General features: G+C 73.7%; 18 protein-coding genes. 15 read left to right on the top strand and 3 right to left on the bottom strand.

Annotated elements, in window-relative coordinates:
- Window positions 1-430 precede the first annotated feature (430 nt).
- The 8 genes from KBX06_RS28285 (at window position 431) to KBX06_RS28760 (ending at window position 7,275) form a co-directional block, all read left to right on the top strand.
- Window positions 431-556, top strand: a complete 126-nt coding sequence (locus KBX06_RS28285) for a hypothetical protein (protein WP_256442449.1) — start codon at window positions 431-433, stop codon at window positions 554-556.
- 2 nt (window positions 557-558) lie between these two features.
- Window positions 559-1,419, top strand: a complete 861-nt coding sequence (locus tag KBX06_RS21845) for a peptidoglycan-binding protein (protein ID WP_210838067.1) — start codon at window positions 559-561, stop codon at window positions 1,417-1,419.
- A gap of 80 nt (window positions 1,420-1,499) precedes the next feature.
- On the top strand, window positions 1,500-1,748 hold the full coding sequence (locus KBX06_RS21840) for a hypothetical protein (RefSeq protein WP_210838065.1): 249 nt from the start codon (window positions 1,500-1,502) through the stop codon (window positions 1,746-1,748).
- A 34-nt stretch (window positions 1,749-1,782) separates the two neighbouring features.
- The gene (locus KBX06_RS21835) at window positions 1,783-2,475 is read left to right on the top strand and encodes an RraA family protein (protein WP_210838063.1); all 693 of its coding nucleotides are present in this window, start codon (window positions 1,783-1,785) and stop codon (window positions 2,473-2,475) included.
- A 190-nt stretch (window positions 2,476-2,665) separates the two neighbouring features.
- Window positions 2,666-3,796, top strand: a complete 1,131-nt coding sequence (locus KBX06_RS21830) for an N-acetylmuramoyl-L-alanine amidase (RefSeq protein ID WP_210838061.1) — start codon at window positions 2,666-2,668, stop codon at window positions 3,794-3,796.
- A gap of 63 nt (window positions 3,797-3,859) precedes the next feature.
- Window positions 3,860-5,080 carry a PP2C family protein-serine/threonine phosphatase gene (locus KBX06_RS21825; RefSeq protein ID WP_210838060.1) on the top strand — a complete coding sequence of 407 codons (1,221 nt, stop codon included), beginning with the start codon at window positions 3,860-3,862 and terminating at the stop codon, window positions 5,078-5,080.
- A gap of 85 nt (window positions 5,081-5,165) precedes the next feature.
- Window positions 5,166-6,740 carry an FMN-binding glutamate synthase family protein gene (locus KBX06_RS21820; RefSeq protein WP_210838058.1) on the top strand — a complete coding sequence of 525 codons (1,575 nt, stop codon included), beginning with the start codon at window positions 5,166-5,168 and terminating at the stop codon, window positions 6,738-6,740.
- Between the two features lie 94 nt (window positions 6,741-6,834).
- Window positions 6,835-7,275, top strand: a complete 441-nt coding sequence (locus KBX06_RS28760) for a hypothetical protein (protein ID WP_210838056.1) — start codon at window positions 6,835-6,837, stop codon at window positions 7,273-7,275.
- Window positions 7,276-7,316: 41 nt separating this feature from the next.
- Here KBX06_RS28760 and nhaA read toward each other — a convergent pair whose 3' ends face one another.
- Window positions 7,317-8,636 carry a Na+/H+ antiporter NhaA gene (nhaA, locus tag KBX06_RS21810; protein WP_210838054.1) on the bottom strand — a complete coding sequence of 440 codons (1,320 nt, stop codon included), beginning with the start codon at window positions 8,634-8,636 and terminating at the stop codon, window positions 7,317-7,319.
- Between the two features lie 301 nt (window positions 8,637-8,937).
- On the opposite strand from nhaA, the gene KBX06_RS21805 reads away from it, so the two are divergent.
- Window positions 8,938-9,564 (top strand): universal stress protein, encoded by a 627-nt coding sequence (locus KBX06_RS21805; protein ID WP_210838051.1) that lies wholly within the window; start codon window positions 8,938-8,940, stop codon window positions 9,562-9,564.
- A gap of 198 nt (window positions 9,565-9,762) precedes the next feature.
- The gene (locus KBX06_RS21800) at window positions 9,763-10,092 is read left to right on the top strand and encodes a hypothetical protein (RefSeq protein WP_210838150.1); all 330 of its coding nucleotides are present in this window, start codon (window positions 9,763-9,765) and stop codon (window positions 10,090-10,092) included.
- A gap of 164 nt (window positions 10,093-10,256) precedes the next feature.
- On the opposite strand, the gene KBX06_RS21795 is transcribed toward KBX06_RS21800, so the two are convergent.
- Complete coding sequence (locus tag KBX06_RS21795; RefSeq protein ID WP_247686419.1) at window positions 10,257-10,514, bottom strand: hypothetical protein; 258 nt, start codon at window positions 10,512-10,514, stop codon at window positions 10,257-10,259.
- Window positions 10,515-10,597: 83 nt separating this feature from the next.
- The gene (locus tag KBX06_RS21790; protein WP_210838049.1) at window positions 10,598-11,359 is read right to left on the bottom strand and encodes a sulfite exporter TauE/SafE family protein; all 762 of its coding nucleotides are present in this window, start codon (window positions 11,357-11,359) and stop codon (window positions 10,598-10,600) included.
- A gap of 192 nt (window positions 11,360-11,551) precedes the next feature.
- Between KBX06_RS21790 and KBX06_RS21785 the strand changes: the two genes are divergently transcribed.
- The 5 genes from KBX06_RS21785 (at window position 11,552) to KBX06_RS21765 (ending at window position 22,293) form a co-directional block, all read left to right on the top strand.
- The gene (locus tag KBX06_RS21785; RefSeq protein WP_210838047.1) at window positions 11,552-11,929 is read left to right on the top strand and encodes an SCP2 sterol-binding domain-containing protein; all 378 of its coding nucleotides are present in this window, start codon (window positions 11,552-11,554) and stop codon (window positions 11,927-11,929) included.
- A complete protein-coding gene (locus tag KBX06_RS21780; RefSeq protein ID WP_210838045.1) occupies window positions 11,922-14,006 on the top strand; it encodes an amylo-alpha-1,6-glucosidase in 2,085 nt (694 codons plus the stop codon). Before KBX06_RS21785 ends, KBX06_RS21780 begins: the two co-directional genes overlap by 8 nt.
- Window positions 14,007-14,017: 11 nt before the next feature.
- On the top strand, window positions 14,018-14,620 hold the full coding sequence (locus KBX06_RS21775; protein WP_210838043.1) for a cysteine hydrolase: 603 nt from the start codon (window positions 14,018-14,020) through the stop codon (window positions 14,618-14,620).
- A 174-nt stretch (window positions 14,621-14,794) separates the two neighbouring features.
- Complete coding sequence (locus tag KBX06_RS21770) at window positions 14,795-20,011, top strand: non-ribosomal peptide synthetase (protein ID WP_210838042.1); 5,217 nt, start codon at window positions 14,795-14,797, stop codon at window positions 20,009-20,011.
- Entirely contained in the window at window positions 20,008-22,293 is a 2,286-nt protein-coding gene (locus tag KBX06_RS21765) for a condensation domain-containing protein (protein ID WP_210838040.1), read from the top strand. The genes KBX06_RS21770 and KBX06_RS21765 overlap by 4 nt, the downstream gene beginning before the upstream one ends.
- Window positions 22,294-22,336: the final 43 nt, after the last annotated feature.

Raw genomic sequence — 22,336 nt, 5'->3', positions numbered from 1 at the left:
GGATGACTGTCGCCCTTCGGACGTTGCCGGCCGCGCCGTCGCCGAGTCGGTCCGAAGCGGCAGAGGGCGCCCACCGTTGCGGCACGCGGCCGCGCCACCCGGCCGGCCCGGTCGACGAATCGGCCGGCCGTCGGCTGACCCGTCGATCAGTCGAACGCGCCGCCCCGGCACCGGGACACCTGGCCGGAAGGCACGTTCGACGGCCGCCGATCGTCGACCGGCCGGTGGTTACTGATCGGTCGGTCAGTCGTGGTGCCGGGAAGGCGACTCTCCGCTTGTCGGCCCGCCGCCGTGGTCCCGAAGGTTGCTCACGAGAACGTCGTCAGCCCACCGGCGACCGCGGCAACGCCAGGGCCGCACACCGCGACGCGGCCAGGCCACGCGGATCCGGCCGGCGGGGTGACGATCCGGAAGAAGAGGGGGACCGCCCATGCAGACCGCCAGCATCGACGCCGAGTACCTGGTGGCCACGTTCGAGGAGGACGACGACCCGGAGCGGCTGATCGGTGACGTCGTCGACTACGACCTGCTCGCCGCGCTGGCAGAGGAGGAGTGACGATGGGCGTGCACCTGGCCCCGACACTCCGCGTGCTGCGCGAGGAGATCAACACCCGCTGGCCGCACCGGGACAGGGCCTCCGACGGCTGGATCGGCGACGCCGCCCACCAGGCCCGCAGGTCCGACCACAACCCGGACACCGACGACCGCTCGGTCAACGCGGCGGACTTCGACATCGACGGGATCGACCCGCTGCTGGTCGTCCGGCACTGCATCGAGCATCCGTCCACCCAGTACGTGATCTACAACCGGCTGATCTGGAGCCGTACCCGCGGCTTCCGGGCCGCGCGCTACACCGGATCCAACCCGCACACCAAGCACCTGCACGTCAGCGTCAGCCACTCCCGCACCCTGGAGGACAGCCTGCGCCCGTGGGGCATCACCACGGCACGGGCCGCCAAGCTCGGCGACCGGGTCCTGCGGGTGGGCTGCAAGGGCAGCGACGTGCGGGAGTTGCAGACCCTCGCCAACCGGCTCGGCGCACGCCTCACCGTCGACGGGGTGTTCGGGCCGAGGACAACCGGGTGGATCCGGTCCTTCCAGAAGTCGAAGACGCTCGTCGTCGACGCGGTCGTCGGACCGAAGACCCTGGCCGCTCTCCGCGCGGCCACCAGGCCACCGGCGCCGCAGCCGGCTGGTCGGGCCCCCGGGTCGCGCACCGTGCGCGCCCGCAGCACCGGCGCGGACGTGGCGTACGTCAAGCGTTTCGTCGGCGCGCGGCGGTGCGGACCGCCGGGCGCCCGCTTCGACGCGAAGACCGAGGCGGGGGTCCGCTGGTACCAGCGGATGCGCGGGCTCACCGACGACGGCATCGTCGGCCGGCTCACCTGGGCCGAGATGGGCGTACGCGTCACCTACTAGCCGGTGCGGACGGGAGGACCGGGTGGCCGTCTCCCAGCGCCCGACCAGCCGCGTGCCGCACGACCTGCTGCTCGCCGCCCGTGGCCGACCCCGTCCCGTACGCGCCCGGACCGGAGCCGACGCGCCACCGGCTGGGGGCGGTGCTGGACCCGACGGCCGGCGCGACGGCCCGGCAGTACCTGCGCGACGCCCTCGCGGACTTCGAGAACCTCCCGACGGGCTCGCGGTACCACCTGTGGTTCGTCCGCGACCCGGGGGCGGTGGCCGGCGGCGGGCCAGCGGGTCCGGATTGGACCTGGCGACCGCCCGGGCCGGCGTTCCTACGATGACGGTCCACGCCTCGGACACCTCCGGGAGGACCTCATGCCGAAGCGTTTCGCCGACCTGTCCACGCCGCTGATCGCCGACGCCTGCGTACGGCTCGGCGTGCCGCTGCGGGCGGCGCCGGCCGGGATCCGGGCGGTCGTCCCCGGCCACCGCCTCGCCGGGCGGGTGCTGCCGGTGCGCCACCACGGCAGCGTCGACGTGTTCCTGGAGGCGTACGCGGGCGCGGCGCCGGGCGACGTGCTGGTCATCGACAACGGCGGGCGGACCGACGAGGCGTGCGTGGGCGACCTGGCGGTGTTGGAGGCCGTCGCCACCGGAATCGCCGGCCTCGTGGTCTGGGGCCTGCACCGGGACACGCCCGAGCTGGTGGAGATCGGCCTGCCCGTGTTCAGCTACGGCAGCCTGCCCCTGGGCCCCGTCCGGCTCGACGAGCGGGCACCGGAGACGCTCACCAGCGCCCGGGTGGGGCCGCACCTGGTCGACGTCGACGACCTCGTGGTCGCCGACGACGACGGGGTGCTGTTCGTGCCCGCCGCGAACGCCGGGGAGGTGTTCGCGGCGGCGCAGCGCATCCGGGGCGTCGAGCGGGACCAGGCGCAGCGCGTCCGCGCCGGTGTGACGCTGCGCGAGCAGGCCGGGTTCGCCGACTACCTGGCCCGCCGCGCCACCGACCCCGGCTACACCTTCCGTCAGCACCTGCGGCGGGTGGGCGGCGCGATCGAGGAGTGAGCGGGGGGCGCCGGGCGACGCCGTGTGAGGGCGGTCGTAACGGCTGGACGCCCCGCGCACCCCCCCGGCTGCGGCGTTTCCTCTCCCAGGTGCTCTAGCGGGCCGACGACTCTTGGCAATATCCTCCACTGCACACCCGATGCTTGGAGTTCCTTGTCGCGGGGCAGCCCCCGGCCGCAGAGGAGATGCCGTGCACGTCGAGAATTCCGCACTGGACCGACGGACCCTGCTGCGCGCCGGTCTCGGCGCCGCCACGGTCGCGGTCGTCGGCAGCCAACTCGCCCTCCCGGGCGCCGCCCGGGCCGAGCCCGGCGCCGACCTGGACTGGATCCACAGTTGCGACGAGTGGGGCGCGCGCCCGCCGGCGAACCCGCTGTCGGTCAGCGCCATCCCCACCAACAAGATCATCGTGCACCACATGGCGTTCCCCAACGTCACCGACTACTCCGAGGCACAGGCGGTCAAGCTGGCCCGCGACTGCCAGAACCTGCACATGGACGGCAACGGCTGGTCCGACACCGGCCAGCACTTCACCATCAGCCGCGGCGGCTACGTCATGGAGGGACGCCGGGGCAGCCTGGAGCGGCTGCGGGCCGGCGACCGGCAGATGATCTCGGCGCACTGCCCGGGCGAGAACGGCCGCGCCATCGGCATCGAGAACGAGGGCACGTACGTCACCGAGACGCCGCCGCAGGCCCTGCTGGACTCGCTGGTCACGCTCTGCGCCACCATCTGCCGGCGGTACGGGCTGCACGCCCACGACATCTTCGGCCACTGGGACTTCCGCACCACGTTGTGCCCCGGAGCCGCCTTCTACGGACAGTTCCCCGCCCTGCGCCGCCGGGTCTTCGAGGAACTCGGCACCGACCTCGGCGACGTGCCGGCCCGCCGCTGGCCGGACCTGTGGCGCTTCGTCGGCTCCCCCTCCGTGCGGGTGGTGCAGTACCTGCTCGCCCACCGCGGCTATCCCGTGACAGTCAACAGCGTCTTCGACGCCGCCACCGTCGCCGCCGTGCAGGACTGGCAGCACCGCAACGGCACCGGAGTCGACGTCGACGCCACCCTCACCGCGCCCACCTGGGAGACCCTGGTGCCGGAGCTGGGCAGGGACGCCACCGGCCTGCCGGTCACCGCCGTGCAGTTCCTGCTGAACTTCCGGGGCCGCGCCGAGGTCATCCCCACCGGCGAGTACGACCACCCGACCAGGACGGCCGTCAAGGACGTCCAGCGCGTCCACGGCCTGCCGGCGCACGGCAAGCTGGACCTCGACACCTGGTGCGCGCTCGTCGGCGGCGTCGTACGCCGGTCGTTCCGCCACTGACCTCCGCCGCCGGCCCGTGGCGGCGCACCGCTGCCGGGCGGCCGGCGCGGCTAGGATCCTGTCGTGGCCGACCAGAGGCGCATCGGGGACGACGAACGGTTGCGCCGCATCGAGGCGGTGACCGACGCGACGCTCTCCCGCCTCGACGCAGCCGACCTCTTCGACGAGCTCCTCGACCGCGTCCGTGACCTGCTCGGCGTCGACACGGCGGCCATCCTCCTGCTGGACACCCACGCGCGGCAGCTCGTGGCCACCGCGGCCAGGGGCCTGGAGGAGGAGGTCCGGCAGGGGTTCCGCGTCCGGGTGGGCCGCGGGTTCGCCGGCCGCATCGCCCTGACCCGCCGGCCGGTGATCATCGGGGACGTCACCCCCGGCGCCGTGGTCAACCCGGTCCTGGTGGCGATGGGGCTGCGGTCGCTGCTCGGCGTACCGATGTTCGCCCGGGGCGAGCTGATCGGCGTGTTGCACGTCGGCACGCTGGTCCGACGTCGCTTCACCGACGACGACGTACGCCTGCTGGAGCTGGTCGCCGACCGGGCCAGCCTGGCCAGCCTCGCCCGGTCCAGCAACCTCGACCAGAGCGCCGCCCTGGCCCTGCAACGCAGCCTGCTGCCCACCCAGCTGCCCGGCGTGCCGGGCCTGGACATGGCCGCCCGGTACGTGCCCGGGCACGTCGCCGGAATCGGCGGCGACTGGTACGACGTGTTCGTCCTGCCGTCGGGCTGGCTGGGCCTGGTCATCGGCGACGTGTCGGGCCACGGCCTGCAGTCCGCCGTGATCATGGGGCGCGTCCGCAGCGCGCTGCGCGCCTACGCGCTGATCTGCGACGACCCGGCGGAGGCGTTGACGCTCCTCGACCGCAAGGTCGGCCACTTCGAGGCCGGGAACCTCACCACGGCGCTCTACGCCATGGTCTCCCCCGACCGGACCCGCATCCGGCTCTCCGCCGCCGGGCACCTGCGCCCCGTCCTCGCCGTGCCGGGCCGGCCGGGGGCACCCGTCGCGGTCCACGCCGACCCCCCGCTCGGTACGGGTCGCCGGCCACCGGCCCGGCAGCACGCCGAGGTGGACTTCCCGCCGGGCGCGGTGCTCGTCTGCTTCACCGACGGCCTCGTCGAACGCCGCCACGAGGTCATCGACGTCGGCCTCGGGCAGCTCGCCGACGCGGTCCGGCCGGCACCGGCCGAGGAGGTCTGCGCCACGGTCATGGGGGCCATGGGCGCCGAGCAGCCGACCGACGACATCGCCATGCTGGTCGTCCGCCGGCTGCCGACGTCACGCTGATCCGCGCCCCCGTGCGGGTCGTCGACGCCGGGCCGCCTGATCACCGGCCCGTTTGGCGACGGGCGATCGCGGAAACAGTGGCGGCATGAAGTGGGCAAGCCGAGCCGTACCCGCCGCCGTCGCCGCCGTCGCGGCCCTCGCCGCGCGTGACCTGATCCAGCGCGACCACGCATTGCTGCGCACCTTCCCGGTCCTCGGCCGGGCCCGGTACCTGCTGGAGTCCATCGGGCCGGAGTTGCGCCAGTACATCGTCGCGGGCAACAACGAGGAGCGCCCGTTCACCCGCGACCAGCGCCGCTGGGTGTACGCGTCGGCGAAGCAGCAGAACAACTACTTCGGTTTCGGCACCGACAACGACATCGAGTTCACCCCGGGATATCCGATCATCAAGCACCGCACCTTCGGTCGGGCCGTCCCGCCGTCGACGCCGGGCGCCGGGCACGACGTGCGGCTGCCGTGCGCCAAGGTGCTCGGCGCCGCCCGGGGCCGCGCCCACGCGTTCCGGCCCGGGTCGGTGGTGAACATCTCCGCGATGAGCTTCGGGTCGTTGTCCGGCAACGCCGTGGAGGCGCTCAACCGGGGCGCGGCCCTGGCCGGCTGCCTCCAGAACACCGGCGAGGGCGGGCTGTCGCCGTACCACCGCAAGGGCGGTGAGCTGGTCTTCCAGATCGGCACCGCGTACTTCGGCTGCCGCGACGAACACGGCCGGTTCAGCCTCGATCGGCTCAAGGACCTGGTCGCCGACGCGCCGGTGCGGGCGCTGGAGATCAAGCTCAGCCAGGGCGCGAAGCCCAGCCTCGGTGGCCTGCTGCCGGCGGCCAAGGTCTCCGCCGAGATCGCCGCGACGCGGGGCATCCCGCAGGGACGCGACTGCGTCAGCCCGTCCCGGCACGCCGAGTTCTCCGACTGCGACAGCCTGCTCGACTGGGTGGAGCTGCTCGCCGCCGAGACCGGCCTGCCGGTCGGCATCAAGTCCGCGGTGGGTGACCTCGGCTTCTGGGAGGAGTTGACCACCCTGATGCGCGACACGGGCCGCGGGGTCGACTTCGTCACCGTCGACGGCGGCGAGGGCGGCACCGGCGCCGCCCCGTTGATCTTCACGGACTCGGTGTCGCTGCCGTTCCAGCAGGGCTTCGCGCGGGTCTACAAGGTCTTCGCCGAGCGCGGCCTGCACGAGCAGGTGGTGTTCGTCGGCGCCGGCAAGCTCGGCCTGCCCGACAACGCGGTGGTGGCGTTCGCGCTCGGCTGCGACATGGTCAACGTCGGCCGCGAGGCCATGCTGGCGATCGGCTGCATCCAGGCACAGAAGTGCCACACCGACACCTGCCCCACCGGCGTCGCCACGCAGAACCCGTGGCTGACCCGGGGCGTGGACCCGGGCTCGAAGTCGGTCCGCGCGGCCAACTACGTCCGCACGCTGCGCCGGGACCTGGTCAAGGTCGCCGAGGCGTGCGGCGTCGAGCACCCTGGCCTCATCGACACCGACGCCATCGAGGTCCTCGACGGCCGGACCGCCTCGCACCCCCTGCACGAGGTGTACGGCTACCGCCCCGAGTGGGGCCTGCCGTCCGCCGCCGACCGGGCGCACATCGTCCGGCTGATGACGGCGGAGGCCCCACAGGGCGGCACCGCCCCACCCTCGGCGACCGCGGTGTCCTGACCTCCCCGTTGCGCGCCGGACGGGAAACGACCGTCCTGACGGCGTTCGGGCAGGTCAGTGCCGCCGTCGCGGGGTTTCCTGCGAACCTGTGTTCATGTCGGGCGAGGCCGGCATCCCGCACGCCGACCTGGACGCGTTCCACGCGTCGGTCGAACAGCGCGACGACCCGCGCCTGCGCGGCCGAGCCGTGATCGTCGGCGGCGGCGTGGTCCTCGCGTGCAGCTACGAGGCGAAGGCCCGGGGCGTGCGCAGTGCGATGGGCGGCCGGCAGGCCCGACGGCTCTGCCCCGAGGCGATCGTGGTGCCGCCGAGGATGGCGGCCCACACGGCGGCGAGCCGCGCGGTGTTCGAGATCCTCCGGCGGGAGGTACGCGAGCGGGTCGGCCAACCGCCGCTGCCGTTCGACCGCGATCCGGGGGCCGACCTGGACGCCGCCGTGGACGCGGTGCGCGACCGGTTCGGGTCGGAGGCGCTCACCCGGGCGGCGCTGCTCGGGCGGGACCCCGGCATGGAGATGCCGCTGCTGCCGGACTGAGCGGCGGGCGGGGGGACGGGGCGACGGCCCGGCGCGGGTGTTCAGTGCACGTCGGGCCGGTCGGGGTGCGCGTCGTAGACGTCCGGTACGCCGTCCCGGTCCCGGTCGACGGCCTCCGCCTCGCGCACCTGCCGGTACAGCCGGCTACGGGCGCGCAGGATCACGGAGGCCAACAGGGCCGAGAGCAAAGACCCGGTGAGCACGGCGACCTTGACCTGGTCGTCGCGCTCGCTGCCCAGGCCGAAGGCCAACTCGCCGACGAGCAGGGAGACGGTGAAGCCGATGCCGCCGAGCAGCGCCAGACCGAGCACGTCGAGCCAGTTGAGGCCCTCGTCAGGGTGGGCGCGGGTCAACCGGGACACCAGCCAGGTGGCGGCCATGATGCCGACGGGCTTACCGACGACCAGGCCGACGACGATGCCGATCGCCACCCGATCGGTGAGCGCGGCGGCCAGGCCGGTCAGGCCCCCCACCGCGACCCCCGCGGAGAAGAACGCGAAGATCGGCACCGCCACGCCGGCGGAGATCGGCCGGAACCGCCGCTCGAAGTGCTCGGCCAGGCCCGGCCCGGCGCCCGGTCCCCCGGCCGCGTCGCTGCGGGCGGCCGGCACGGTGAAGGCCAGCAGGACCCCCGCCACGGTGGCGTGCACCCCGGACTCGTGCACCAGCACCCAGGTCAGGGCCGCGAGTGGAGGCAGCAGCCACCAGGACCGGATCCGACGCTGCACCAGCACGCCGAAGATCGCCAGGCAGCCCAGGGCACCGAGCAGCGGAACGACCGACAGGGCGGTGGTGTAGAAGACGGCGATGACCACGATCGCGATCAGGTCGTCGACGACCGCGAGGGTGAGCAGGAACGTCCGCAGCGCCGGAGGCAGGAACCGACCGACCACGGCGAGCACCGCCAGGGCGAAGGCGATGTCGGTCGCCGTCGGGATCGCCCAGCCCTTCGGCGCGGCGCCGCCGGCGATCAGGTGGTAGAGCAGGGCCGGCACCAGCACCCCACCGCAGGCCGCCGCCACCGGCACCGAGGCACGTCGCGGATCCCGCAGGTCACCCACGACGAACTCACGTTTGAGTTCGAGCCCGGCGACGAAGAAGAAGACGGCCAGCAGGCCGTCGGCCGCCCACGTCGCCAGGCTGAGGTCGAGGTGCAGGGAGGCCGGACCGACGCGGACGTCCCGCAGCGCCTGGTAGTGCTCGGTCCAGGGCGAGTTGGACCACAACAGTGCCACCAGCGCCCCGACGAGCAGGAGCGCGCCACCCACCGTCTCCCGGCGCAGGACGGCGGAGATTCGGCCGGTCTCCGCCCACGACCGTCGGGCGAACAGGCTGCCGCGGCGCCGGCCGGCGTCGGTCACGGGGTCTCCTCGTCCGCAGTGGGCGGGTCGTCCGTCGCCGACGGACCCCCGTGTGCACCGGAACCGACGGTCTGCGCCGTCACGCCCGACAGCGACGCCGGGTGCACTTCTACCCGACTGCGGATCGCCGAACCCGTCCCGTACGCCTCGTCACCGTACCCGGGCACCAGACCCGACGGTGCACGGGTCGACGGCGCCCGGCGCGCGGGCCTCCCCGGCACACGGGTGGCCTACCCCCGCCCAGCGGGGGTAGGCCACCCCATGAGCTGTCCGCCCGTACCGACCACCCCGGGAGGACGCCGTGGCTGAGCTGGGACTGGCCCTGCTGGCGATCGTGGCCTGGCTGGCCGTCGGCCTGGTCACCGCGGCCGTCTTCGTCACCCGCGGTGGACACCGTAACCTGCTCTGGTATCTCGTCGGAGGGCTGCTCGGCCCGCTGTTCATTCCGATCGCCGCCGAGCGCGGTCGGGCCGCACCGCAGCGGCTCGACGTCCGTTCCCGGGCACCGGCGTCGACCAGGTCCGGCCTGCGCGTGCTGGTCGGGGTGGACGGCTCGCCCGACTCCGACCGGGCGCTGCGCGCCGTCGCCCACGCGCTGACCGGAACCACCAGCGAGTTGGTGCTGGTCACCGTGACCGACCCGGACGTGGTCGACATCGAGGCGGACGAGGAGCGTCGGCGGGCCCGGCGGATGCTGGACGAGGCCACCCGCACCCTGCCGGACGAACTGCCCGCCCCCAGTACGGAGGTCGTGGCCGGCCATCCGGCCGATGCGCTGCTGGCGGTCGCCGACGCGCGCGAGGTGGACCTGTTGGTGATCGGGAGACGGGGGCACGGGCTCGACGAGAAGCTGCTGGGCAACGTGGCGGAGGACCTGGCACACCGTAGCTCCCGTGCTGTCCTGCTCGGCAGTCTGCCTGGTCGCTGATCCCCGAGTTGCCCCGAGGCTCGTCCGGCACTTCCCGGCCTGTCCGGGGGCCGAGATCGCTGGCCGACCGATTCACCGGCACCGGACGGACGGCCAGCGGTCGGAGGATGGCGCAGCTCGGAAGGGGTGCGAGGTTTCGCCGGCGCGGAAACTGGAGAAGGTGAAGATCGCACCTGCGCTCATAGGGGGATCAAACTCGTGTCCGACACCACCGACCGGTCCGACCGTCAGGCCGACCGTCCCGCCGAGGTGACCGACCCGTTGCTGTGGAAGCTCGCCCTGGACGTGGCCGACGCCCACGAACCGAACGGGAACGGCGGATGCCGCAACCTGCTCTGCGCGGGCCAGGCCTGGCCCTGCCCGGCCTGGAACAACGCCCAGCGCGCACTGCGCATGGCCCGGGCCGGCTCCGGGCAGTCGCCGCACGTGGCGCGGCCGGCCGGCCGCCAGGGCCGCTCCGACCTGCCCACCACCGGGTTGACGCAGCGCACCCGGCCGAACGACCCGCGGGCCGCGTCGGCAGCCTAGGGCCCGCCTCCCGCGAGGCGGACCGCGCTCCGCCGGCACCGGCCCGGCCCGCGCAGCCCGCAAGCGCCCGCCGGACGCTTCCCAGCGGTTCTTCTGCGGCATGATGCTGCCTCCCTGGGTGAAGTCGCCGGGCGTGGTCACCCAGCGCCAGCTCAACCAGTCCATCAGGGTGCGGGCCAGCCGGGCACCGGTCGCGAGGGACTGGGCGTTGAGGGTGCCGACCCGCACGAGGTGGTCGGCGCCGGCCACCGCCTCGTACGAGTTGGTGACCAGCCGTCGAAGCCGAACAGCTCGGCCACCCGGGCGGGGGCGATGTCCAGGTCGGTGCCCGCGAAGGCGCAGGAGCCCAGCGGAGAGGTGTCCAGGGCGTCGATCAGCTCGGCGTAGGCGACGCCGCGCGACCATTTCGGCCTCCGCGGCACGGCGTCGCCGCTGATCGTGGCGGCGGGGCGGGGTGGTTGCCGGGGCGGGGTGGGTTGGCTGGCGGGGGCGCGGGCGACGCGGTCTACAGGAGGTTGCGCCCCAACAGGAAGAAGCCGAAGACCACCCCGAACGCGACGACCACCGCCCGGAGCAGGCCGCCGGGAAGCCTGCGGAGCAGTCGTGCGCCGGCGTAGCCGCCGACGACGGTCGCCGGGGCCAGGATGCCCACGCCCGCCCAGTTGACGGTGCCGAACAGGACGAAGAGCACGGCCGCCGTCAACGAGATGACGGTCAACAGCAGATTCTTCGTGGCGACCGTCCTGGTGAGCGGTTCGTGCTGGAGGAGAGCCAGGCCGGCGACCAGGACGATGCCGAAGCCGGCGCCGATGTAGCCGCCGTAGAGGCCCCCCAGGGCGACCGACACCTGCAGGACCGCCGGGTGTTCCCGCCCGTGACGCAGGGCGATGCCCCGGACCAGGCCTTCCAGCCGGTCCTGAAGCCCGAGCACGGCCGACGCGGCGAGCACCAGGAACGGAACGATCGCGTCGAAGACGCGGTCGGGTGTCACCAGCAGCAGCACCGACCCGACGGCACCGCCGAGCACCGCCGCGGGCAGGATCCGCCGGATCTCCCTGCGGGGCGGCAGGTCCCGGTAGCCTCCCGCGACGCTCGCCATGTTTCCGGGAACAACGGCGACCGTGCTGCTCAGCTTGGCGGTGAGCGGCGGTACACCGGCCGCGATCAGCGCCGAGAAGGCGATCAGGGAACCGCCGCCCGCGACCGCGTTGAAGGCGCCCGTGGCGACACCGGCGGCGATGAGCAGCGTTGCCTGGATGGGATCCATCGGATCCCAGGCTAGTGGCGTTGCCGGGCGGCCGGGCGGGTGTCGGCCGCGCCGCCAGACGCGTCACGACGAGGCGCTCCGGCGCCGGCCGGCGGCCCCGAGCCCCCGGTGCCGGTCGGGCGAAGTTCACCCCTTCCGGGCGAGGTGACAGGAGCTCTCCGGGGGAATGGTGGCCGGTGAGGAGGGGTCGCGATGGCGGATGCCACCCAGGATTTCTTCCACGGCCTCGCGCGCCGTGGGCACGACCGCCGGCTGCGGGCGATCAACGGGGGCAGCGTGCGCTTCGACATCAGCCGCGACGGCCGGACCGACCACTGGTTGGTCTGCATTGAGAAGGGCGACATCAGGGTCTCCAAGGAGGCGGCCGCGACCGACGGGGACGCGGTCGTCGAGGCGGACCGGGCGGTCTTCGACCGGATCGCCAGCGGGGAGGCGTACTTCCTGACCACCGTGCTGCGCGGCGAGGCGGCCGTGGCGGGCAGCCCGAGGCTCTTCGCGGCCGTCCGGAAGCTGTTCCCGCCGCCACCCGCCGCCGGGGACGCCCGACGCCGGGGAGGTGGCCATGAATGACCAACAGGTGGCCATGCTGGACGGCACGACCTTCATGGTCTGCGACCGGGCCGGCGACATCGACCCGTCACCCGACACCCCGCTCGGCCTGTTCGCCCACGACACGCGGCTGCTGTCGAAGTGGGTGCTGACGATCGACGGGGAACGGCTGAGCACCCTCGCCATCGACGACATCCACTACTTCGAGAACCGGTTCTACCTGGTTCCCGGGCGCCAGGACGTCTACGTCAACAGCACCCTGTCGGTGCGCCGGGTGCACACGCTCAACTCCGGCCTGCACGAGGACCTGAGCATCGTCAACCACGACGCCCGGCCGGTCGACCTGACCATCAGGGTCGAGGTCGACGCCGACTTCGCGGACGTCTTCGAGGTCAAGGACGCGACGGCGCGGAAGAAGGGCCGGCACTACCGGCGCGTCGACGACGGACGCCTCGTCCTCGGCTACGAGCGGGACCGGTTCAGGCGGGAGACGATCGTCGCCGCGACGACGCCGGCGGAGCTGGACGACGACGGGCTGACGCTCACGGTGCACCTCGAACCGTACAGCCAGTGGCGGACCCGGTTGACCGCCGAGCCGGACCTGCCGATGCCGAGAGGGTTGGAGCGGCTCACCATCCCCGCGCGGGCGACGGGCACCCGGCACAAGGAGCGCCGGCTCAACCGCTGGCTGGCGGAGGCGCCGCGGCTGGAATCCAGCTGGGAGCCGCTGCGCGGCGCGTACCGGCGCAGCCTCATCGACCTGGCCGCCCTGCGGTTCAGTCCCTTCCTCGCCGAGGACCGGAGCGTGCCGGCGGCCGGCCTGCCCTGGTTCATGAGCCTGTTCGGCCGGGACAGCATCTTCACCAGCCTCCAGACGCTGCCGTTCGCGCCCGACCTCGCCGCCACCACGCTGAAGGTGCTCGCGTTCCGGCAGGGCAGCCGGGTCGACGACTTCCGGGAGGAGGAGCCCGGCCGGATCCTGCACGAGATGCGGTACGGGGAGATGAGCGTGTTCGAGGAGACGCCGCACACCCCCTACTTCGGCAGCGCCGACGCCACTCCCCTGTTCCTGGTGCTGCTCGACGAGTACGAGCGCTGGACCGGCGACGTCGAGCTGGTGCGCTCGGTCGAGCAGGAGGCCCGGGCGGCGATCGACTGGATCGACCACTACGCCGACCTGACGGGCAGCGGCTACATCTCCTACCAGCGGCGCAACACCCGCAACGGCCTGGAGAACCAGTGCTGGAAGGACTCCTGGGACGGCATCTCGTACCGCGACGGGCGGCTGCCCGGCTTCCCCAGGGCGACCTGCGAGTTGCAGGGGTACGCGTACGACGCGAAGATGCGCACCGCCCGACTCGCCCGGGCCGTCTGGCACGACCCGGCGTACGCGGACCGGCTGGAACGGGAGGCCGCCGACCTCAAACAGCGGTTCAACCGCGACTTCTGGGTCGCCGACGGCGAGTACATGGCTCTCGCGCTCGACGGCGACGGCCGCCAGGTGGACGCCCTGTCGTCCAACATCGGCCACCTGCTGTGGAGCGGCATCGTCGACGAGCCGAAGGCGGCCGCCCTGGCACGCCACCTGATGTCGCCTGCGCTGTTCAGCGGCTGGGGCGTGCGCACGCTGGCCGAGGGCTCGGGCCGCTACAACCCGATCGGTTACCACGTCGGGACGATCTGGCCGTTCGACAACTCCTTCATCGCCTGGGGCCTGCGCCGCTACGGGTACGGCGACGAGGCGGCCCGCATCGCCGCCGGGATCCTCGACGCGGCGGCCTTCTACGACGGCCGGCTGCCCGAGTCGTTCGCCGGCTACCGCCGCGACGAGACCAAGTACCCGGTCAACTACCCCACCGCGTGCAGCCCGCAGGCGTGGTCCGCCGGCGCCACCCTGCTGCTGCTACGGACGATGCTCGGACTCAACCCGGTCGGCGAAGACCTGGCGATCAGACCCGCCCTGCCCGCTAGTCTCGACTACGTGGCGTTGCTCGACATCCCCGGCCGGTGGGGGCGCGTCGACGCGTTGGGCAGAGGGCTGTCCGGTGCGGGCGGACCCGGCCACCAGCTAGCTCCGCAGCAGCTCTCCGCCCCGTGACGGGAGGCACGATGCGAGAACTCGACCCGATGCGGACCGCCGTCGTCGGCGTCCACTGGCAGCACGAGGTCGTCAGCCCCGACGGGGTGTTCGGCCCGTTCTTCGCCGAGCAGGTCGCCCGGCACCGCGTCGCCTCGTACGCGGCGCAGGTCGCCACTGCCGTGCGGGCCAGCGGCGGCCTGGTCGTCTACACGCGGGTGGCCCACCGGCCGGGATACCCGGACCTGATCCCCAACACGCCCAGCTTCGCGATGGTCCGGGAGGAGCAGGCGTTCCTCGAGGGCGCACCGAAGGCCCGGATCATCGACGAGCTGACGCCGGAGGCCGGCGACGTGGTCGTCACCCACGTCCGGCTCACCGGTTTCTTCGGCACCGAACTCGACACGGTGCTGCGCCGCCGGGGCGTGGACACCCTCCTGTTCACCGGCGTCGCCACCAACCTCTCCGTCACCGGTACCGTGTTCGAGGCCGTCAACCACGGCTACCGGCCGGTGGTCGTCTCCGACGCGTGCACCGCCGCGACCGACGAGACGCACCGGGCGAGCCTGGAGACGTTGGGTCAGCTCGGCGAGGTGGTCACCGCCGCCGAGGTCGTCGACCGCCTGTCGAGGTGATCCGGCGGACCGTCGGGACCTCGGCCGGCGACCGTCCCGCCCGGGCGGCCCGGCCCTCGCCCCGGCCCTCGCCCCCAGGGCGGCCAGGCAGCCCCAACAACGGCCCGGACAGCCCCTAGACCAGCCCGTTTCCATTGACGCCGGGCGTGCCGCGCTGGAAGCATCCCGCGCATCATGATCAAGGAAAGCGGCTGGTCAGCGAACCCCGTCCCCGCCCGGTCGACCGTCGGCCCCGCCGGGGTCGAGCCACGCCACGCGGACCTCGTCCATGAGGTGATCGCCCGGCATCCCGGCGACGCGCTGGCGCTGGGCACGGACGACGCCAGGGTCACCTACGGGGAGCTGCGCGCCCGCAGCAACCGGCTGGCCCACCACCTGCGGGCCACCGGGGTACGCCGCGGCGACCTGGTCGCCGTCCTGCTGCCGCGCGGCGTCGACGGCATCGTCAGCGTGCTGGCGGCGCTCACCGCCGGCGCGGCGTACCTGCCCATCGACGCCGGTTACCCTCCGCAGCGGGTCCGGCACATGCTCACCGACTCCCGGGCGCGGGTGCTCGTCACCGTCCGGGCGCTGGTGCGGGCCGAGCTGGTGGCACCCGGCACCCCGGTCGTCCTGCTCGACGACGACCGGGCCACGCTCGCCGCGTACCCCGACCGCCCGCCGGCCGTGTCGATCGGCCCGGGCGACCTCGCCTACGTGATCTACACCTCCGGCTCCACCGGCCTGCCGAAGGGGGTCATGGTGGAGCACGGCTCGCTGCGCGGGCTGGCCCGCTGGCGGGCCGACGCGGAGCGCCTCGGTCCCGACGACCGCTGCCTGCACCTCTTCTCCCCCGGCTTCGACGCGTCGGTGTGGGACATCTGGGCGCCACTGGTCGCCGGCGCCAGCCTCTGGCTGCCCGACGACGGAACCCGCGTCGATCCCGACCGGCTGGTGGACTGGCTCGCCGCGCACGCGATCACCTCGGCGACCCTGCCCACCCCGCTCGCCGAGGCCGTGCTGACCCGGCCGACGCCACCCGACCGGGCGTTGCGCATCCTCGGTGCGGGAGGTCAGCAGCTGCTGGCGCGCCCCCGCCCCGAACACACGTTCACCACCGTCAACCTGTACGGGCCCACCGAGGCCACCGTGCTGGCCATGGCCGGGGAGGTGGCGGTCGAGGGTGACGGCCCGCCGTCGCTCGGGCATCCGGCCGCGGGCGCCGCCATCCGGCTGCTCACCGACGACCTGCGTCCGGTGCCCGCCGGCAGCCTCGGCGAGGTGTTCATCGGCGGGCCGGGCGTGGCGCGCGGATACCACGACCGTCCCGCCCTGACCGCCGAACGCTTCCCGCCCGACCCGTACGGGCCGCCGGGCAGCCGCCTCTACCGCACCGGTGACCTGGCACGTCAACTGCCGGACGGCACATACCACTTCGCCGGGCGGGTCGACGACCAGGTGAAGCTGCACGGTCACCGCATCGAGCTGGGCGAGATCGAGAGCGTGCTGCTGCGTCATCCGGGCGTACAGGCCGCCGCCGTCCGCCTGCACCAGGGCACGGCCGGCCCCCGGCTCGTCGGCTACGTCGTGCCCGAGGCGGGCCCGGACGACGCGGCGCTGGCCGAGCACGCGGCCCGGTCCCTGCCGGCGACGATGGTTCCCGCCGCGTGGGTCCGTCTCGCCGCCCTGCCGCTCACCCCGCACGGCAAGCTGGACCGCGCCGCGCTACCCGCACCGGCGGAGCGGGCCGGCGAGGCGCCCCGTGACGACCTCGAGCGCCGGGTGGCGCAGGTGTGGGCCGAGGTACTCGGCCACCCGCCAGGACGGGACGACAACTTCTTCGCCCTGGGCGGGCACTCGCTGCGGGCCACGATGGTCGCCGTCCGGCTGCGCGAGCGGTTCGGCCTGCCGGTCTCGGCGGCGATCGTGTTCGAGGCGCAGACCGTCGCCGCGATGGCCGAGCGGCTGCGGGTCGAGCTGGCCTCGGCGGCGGCCCGGGAGGACGGCGTCGAGGCGGCCGGCCCGGAGGCCGAAAGGGACGACCGCGGCGCTGCGGACCCGACCCCGTCAGGCGGCGATACTCCAGCGGCGGGTCGGGTGTTGTCGTTCGCGCAGCAACGCCTGTGGTTCCTGCACACCCTCGACCCGGAATCCACCGCCTACAACACCCAGACCGCCTGGCACGTCGACGGCGAGCTGAACCTCGACCACCTCGACACCGCCATCACCGAGATCATCCGCCGACACGAAGTCCTCCGCACCACCTTCACCGAACACAACGGCATCCCCGTCCAGGTCATCCACCCCCACCCCGCCTACCACCGCACCCGCCACGACCTCACCCACATCGACCCCCGGCACCACGACCAGCACATCCACACCATCCTGCGCGGCGAACTCGACCAACCATTCGACCTCACCACCGGCCCACTCCTACGCTGCCGGACACTACGACTGTCCGACACCACCCACGTGCTCTGCCTCACCTGGCACCACATCGTCCTCGACGGCTGGTCCGTCGGCCTCTTCCACAACGAACTCAACCACCTCTACACCAACCTCACCCACAGCCGCACACCCTCACTACCACCCCTCGACACCCAGTACGCCGACATCGCCCAACGCCAACGCCACCACTGGAACACCCCCGACGCAGAACACCACCTCGACCAACTCGCCACCCGGCTACGCGACGCCCCACCCGTCTGCCACCCACCCACCGACCGACCCCGACCCGACACCACCCCCGGCCCCACCGCCGTCCACCACAGCCAGCTACCCCCCGACACCGCCACCATCCTCGCCACCCTCGCCACCCAGACCGGCACCACCGCCTTCAACATCCTCCTCGCCGCATTCCAACTCCTCCTACACCGCTACACCAACCAGAACCCCATCGTCATCGGCACCCCCCTCACCGGCCGCACCGACCCCGACGCCGAGAAGCTCATCGGCTTCTTCGTCAACACCCTCCCCCTCGCCGTCGACGTCGACCCCCACCACACCTTCCGCCAGTTCCTGCACCACTCCCGCACCGTCCTCATGCACGCCGTCACGCACCAGGACATCCCCTTCGACAAACTCGTCGAACGCACCCGCCCGACCCGCGACCGCCACACCCCGCCCCTCATCCAGACCGTCTTCACCGGCGGGAACGTCACGGGCATCGCCGACGGACCCGTGCCGCTGGGCACCGCGACGATGCGGCCGGTGGCGGCCGAGCCGGGAACGGCGAAGTTCGACCTGACCGTCCACGCGGAGGTGGGTGCCGACACCGTCGGCGTGTACTTCAGCTACGCCCGTGACCTGTACGAGCCCGGCACCATGGCCGACCTGGCCGACAGCTACCGCGCCCTGGTCGGCGCCGTGCTGGCGGACCCCGATCGGCCCCTGTCCACGGTGGAGGCCGTCACCGACGACCAGCGTCGGCGGCTCGCGGCCGTGTCCACGGGGCGACGGCGGCAGACGACCGGTCGTGCGGCGCGACGGCCCGGGGCCGTCCCCGACGGCTCGGACCGGGCGACCGAGGTGGGCGCGTCGACGGCCGGCGTCGCCGCACGGTCGGCCGGGGAACCCGGGTGCGTGCCCCGGCTGGTGACGGAGACGGCCCGGCGGCAGCCCCACGCCGTGGCGGTCGTCGACGGGGCTGGGACGCTGACCTACCGGGAACTCGACGAGTGGTCCAACCACCTCGCCCACCAGCTCCTGCACCACGGCGTCCGACCCGACCACCCCGTCGCCGTCAGCCTGCCACCCGGCGCACCCGCCATCACCGCCATGCTCGCCGTCCTCAAGGCCGGCGCCGCCTACCTCCCCATCGACCCCACCGCACCACCCGCACGCCGACACCACCTCATCACCGACTCCGGCGTCACCATCCTCATCACCGACGACCCCCACGACACCGACACGCCGCCCGACGTCGTCGCACTCACCCCGCACCGCTCCGCCTGCGCGTCGGCACCCCGGGCGGACATCCACCCGGAGCAGTTGGCGTACGTCATCCACACCTCCGGGTCCACCGGCACACCCAAGGGCGTCATGGTCGCCCACCACGCGCTGACCAACCTCGTGCGGTGGCACCTCGACACCTACCCCAGCGGGCCCGGCGAGCACCACGGTCAGGTCGCCAGCCTCGGCTTCGACGCGGCGGTGTGGGAGATCTGGCCCGCGCTGGTCAGCGGCGCCACCCTGCACGTCGCCGACCCCGCCCACCGCCTCGACCCCACCGCGCTGCACGACTGGCTGCACCGGCAGGGCCTCACCGTGGCCTTCGTGCCCACCCCGGTCGCCGAAGCCCTCCTGCGGCTGCCCACGCCGCCCGGCAGCCGCCTGCGCACGCTGCTGACAGGTGGGGACGCCCTCACCACCCGGCCCTCGGCACGCACCCCCTACGCCCTGGTCAACCACTACGGGCCCACCGAGGCGACGGTCGTCGCCACCGCCGGACCGGTACGTCCCGACGGCACCCACCGACCGGATCTCGGCGGTCCGATCGACGGCGTCCGGGTCTACCTCCTCGACGCCGACCTGCGACTCGTCCCGCCCGGGGCGCCCGGCGAGGTCTGCATCGCCGGCGACGGGCTCGCCCGGGGATACCTCGGCCGTCCCGGGCAGACGGCGGAGCGGTTCCTGCCCGACCCCCACGCCACCGCACCCGGCAGCCGCCTCTACCGCACCGGCGACCTCTGCCGCCTGCGCACCGACGGCACCCTCGAATTCCTCGGCCGCACCGACGAACAGGTCGCCATCAACGGCTACCGCATCGAACCCGGCGAGATCGAAGCCACCCTACGCGCACAACCCCACATCGAAGCCGCCTTCGTCACCACCCGCGCACTGCCCACCGGCCGCCATCTCATCGCCTACGTCACCGGCACTGACATCGACATCCATCAACTCCGCGAAACCCTCCACCACACTCTCCCCCGCCACCTCGTACCCCACGCCATCCTCGCCCTGCCCCACTTCCCCCTCACCCGCAACGGCAAGATCGACCGCACCGCACTCCCCACCCCCGACACCACCAGCCGCTCCGCGCCACCCGGCGACGCCGTACAGCGGCAGCTCGCCGCGATCTGGGCGACGGTGCTGGGCGCCCCGGTCGCGGGCATCGGGGTCCACGACGACTTCTTCGCCCTCGGCGGGCACTCGCTGCTGGCCACCCAGGTCACCGCGCAGGCCGCCGCCGCGTTCGAGGTCGACCTGCCGGTCGCGGCGCTGTTCCGCGACCCGACGATCGCGGGCCTGGCCGGCGAGCTGCGCCGCGTCGAACGCCGGCCCGGCTGGGTGGACGCCGTGGCCCGCATGCGCGAGGCCGTCGCCGCGCTCACCGAGGACCAGGCCCGCCGGGCGCTGGCCGCCGCCACCCGGCCCGACCAGCCGTACGACGAGACAGGAGCACCGCGATGAGCGGTCCGTCGCCCGACCCGGTGGCCGCGCTGCTGCGGCCGGCGCCCGGCTGGCCCGTGGCGGAACACCGGCAGTTGCTGGTACGGCTCCTGCGCGAGCGGCTGCCCGCCGCGCCGGCCAGTCCCGCCACCGAGGCGCAGCGCCAGCTCTGGTTCCTGCAACAGTTGGAGCCGACCAGCAGGGCCTACCACATCCTGATGGTGGTGCGGATGACCGGTGAGCTGGACCTGCCGGCCCTGCGCGGCGCGCTCGCCGCCGTCTCGGACCGGCACGACCTGCTGCGGGCCACCTTCGCGATGGTCGACGACGAGGTGGTCGTGCGGATCGGTCCCCGGGCGCCGGTGCCGGTGCCGGTCGTCGACCTGGGTGCGGTGGACGCCACGATCCGCGAGGAGCGGATCCGGCAGGAGCTGCGGCAGGCCCACGACGAGCTGTTCGACCTCGCCGACGGGCCGCTGCTGCGGGCGGTGGTGATCCGGTGCGGGGACGGGGAGCACCTGCTCGCGGTCGCCGTGCACCACATCGTCTTCGACGGCTGGTCCCGCTCGGTCTTCTGCGAGCACCTCGCCACGGCGTACGACGCGCTGCGGGCGGGGGCCGTGCCGGACCTCGACCCGCCGGCGACCGACGAGGAGGACGACGACGAGGACGACCTCGACGAACCGGACGACGCGGACACGGCGCTGGCGTACTGGCGCGAACGGTTGGCGGGCCTGCCCGACCTGGACCTGCCCGGCGTACGGGAGCGGGTGCCCGGGACGTCGACCGTCGGGAGGCGGCTGGACGTCCCGCTCGATCGGGAGGTGACGACCGCCCTGACCCGGCTGGGTCGCTCCCGGCGGGCCACCCCGTTCATGACGATGCTGGCCGCGTACCTGGTGCTGCTCTCCGCGCGCACCGGTAGCAGCGACGTCGCCGTGCTGTCGCCCACGGCGGGCAGGACGAGCGTGGCCGACGAGAATCGGATCGGATACTTCGTCAACACCATGGTGCTGCGCGCCGACCTGGCGGGGAACCCGACGTTCGCCGAGGTCGTCGACCGGGTCCGGGAGCTGACCCTCGGGGCGTACGCCCACATGGCGCTGCCCTTCGAACGGATCGTGGACGAGGTGCGCCCGGCGCGGGCGCCGGGCCGGATGCCGTTCTCGCAGTTCGCGTTCAGCGTCGAGGGCCGCCCCGCGCCCCCGCCCCGGCTCGCCGGCCTGCGCACCGCCTGGATCGACGTCCACATCGACACGGCGAAGTTCGACGTGCAGCTGGACGTCATGACGGCCGACTCGGGCGGGCTCGTGGCGGCCTGGACCTGGCGCGACGAGCTGTTCGACCCGGCGGACCTGGCTGCCGTCGCCGACGACTTCGTCGCGCTGCTGGGCGCGGTCGCCGCCGACCCGGACGTCACCGTCGACGCGCTGCCCGTGCGGCGTCCGGCGGCGACCGCGGCCGCCCCCGCGACGAGCCCGGCGCCGGCGCGTACCCGGGCGGGCGCGACGGCCTCCGGCACGCTGGTGCACCTCGGCGGGCCGACCGACCGCCCGCCACTGGTCCTGCCGCACCCGGTCAGCGGCACCGTCGGCGCGTACGCCGAACTCGCCCGGCTGCTGCCCGCACACCACCTGGTCGGCATCGAGTCGGGCGCCGACAGCACCGGGGACTCCATCGACGCGCTCGCCGAGGCGTACCTGGCAGAACTCGTCGCCCGCTGGCCGGCCGGCCCGTACCGGCTCTTCGGCTGGTCGATGGGTGGTCTGCTCGCGTACGAGATGTCCCGCCGGCTGGTGCGGGCCGGGCGTACCGTCGATTTGCTGGTGGTCGTGGACACCGCGCCCGGGCAGGCACGCCCGACCCACGAGGGGACCGACGACGCCGCGACGGCGGCCCGGTTCGCCGCGGACCTCGCCGCGTCGCTCGGTCGTGACCACCCGGTGCCGACGGCGGAGACGCTCGCCGCGCTGCCGGTCGAGGGGCAGACGATGCTGCTGCGCCGGTGGCTGGTGGACGCCGGGGTGACCCCGGTGGCGCTGCCGGTGCGTGAGGTGCGCCGGCGGGTGGAGACCTTCAGCCGGCACGTGACGGCCGTCGCCGGGTACCGGCCGGAGGGCGCGGAGCTGCCGGTGACCGTCGTGCAGGCCGCCGCGTCGCCGCGCTGGCAGCCGCGCTGGGAGCGCTACGTGGGCACCCGGACCACCGTGCACGAGTACGAGGGCGACCACTACTCGCTGCTGCGCCCGCCCACCGTGGAACGGATCGCCGGGTGGCTGGCCCGCGCGCTGGACGACCGGTGAGCGGTCGACGGGCGGCGCGGGCGGCCGCGCGGGGGTCGACCGG

It is taken from the genome of Micromonospora sp. C31 (assembly GCF_018070575.1).
Taxonomy (GTDB): domain Bacteria; phylum Actinomycetota; class Actinomycetes; order Mycobacteriales; family Micromonosporaceae; genus Micromonospora.
Note: the sequence above shows the minus strand (reverse complement) of the source record. Positions and strands in the feature narration are given on the sequence as shown.

Bases quoted from the DNA above. Each gene is read 5' to 3' on its own strand.
- KBX06_RS21835 (WP_210838063.1), top strand. From the start codon at position 1,783: ATGCCGAAGCGTTTCGCCGACCTGTCCACGCCGCTGATCGCCGACGCC.
- KBX06_RS28285 (WP_256442449.1), top strand. From the start codon at position 431: ATGCAGACCGCCAGCATCGACGCCGAGTACCTGGTGGCCACGTTCGAG.
- KBX06_RS21770 (WP_210838042.1), top strand. From the start codon at position 14,795: ATGATCAAGGAAAGCGGCTGGTCAGCGAACCCCGTCCCCGCCCGGTCG.
- KBX06_RS21790 (WP_210838049.1), bottom strand. From the start codon at position 11,359: ATGGATCCCATCCAGGCAACGCTGCTCATCGCCGCCGGTGTCGCCACG.
- KBX06_RS21765 (WP_210838040.1), top strand. From the start codon at position 20,008: ATGAGCGGTCCGTCGCCCGACCCGGTGGCCGCGCTGCTGCGGCCGGCG.
- KBX06_RS21780 (WP_210838045.1), top strand. From the start codon at position 11,922: ATGAATGACCAACAGGTGGCCATGCTGGACGGCACGACCTTCATGGTC.
- KBX06_RS21845 (WP_210838067.1), top strand. From the start codon at position 559: ATGGGCGTGCACCTGGCCCCGACACTCCGCGTGCTGCGCGAGGAGATC.
- KBX06_RS28760 (WP_210838056.1), top strand. From the start codon at position 6,835: ATGTCGGGCGAGGCCGGCATCCCGCACGCCGACCTGGACGCGTTCCAC.
- KBX06_RS21820 (WP_210838058.1), top strand. From the start codon at position 5,166: ATGAAGTGGGCAAGCCGAGCCGTACCCGCCGCCGTCGCCGCCGTCGCG.
- KBX06_RS21785 (WP_210838047.1), top strand. From the start codon at position 11,552: ATGGCGGATGCCACCCAGGATTTCTTCCACGGCCTCGCGCGCCGTGGG.
- KBX06_RS21775 (WP_210838043.1), top strand. From the start codon at position 14,018: ATGCGAGAACTCGACCCGATGCGGACCGCCGTCGTCGGCGTCCACTGG.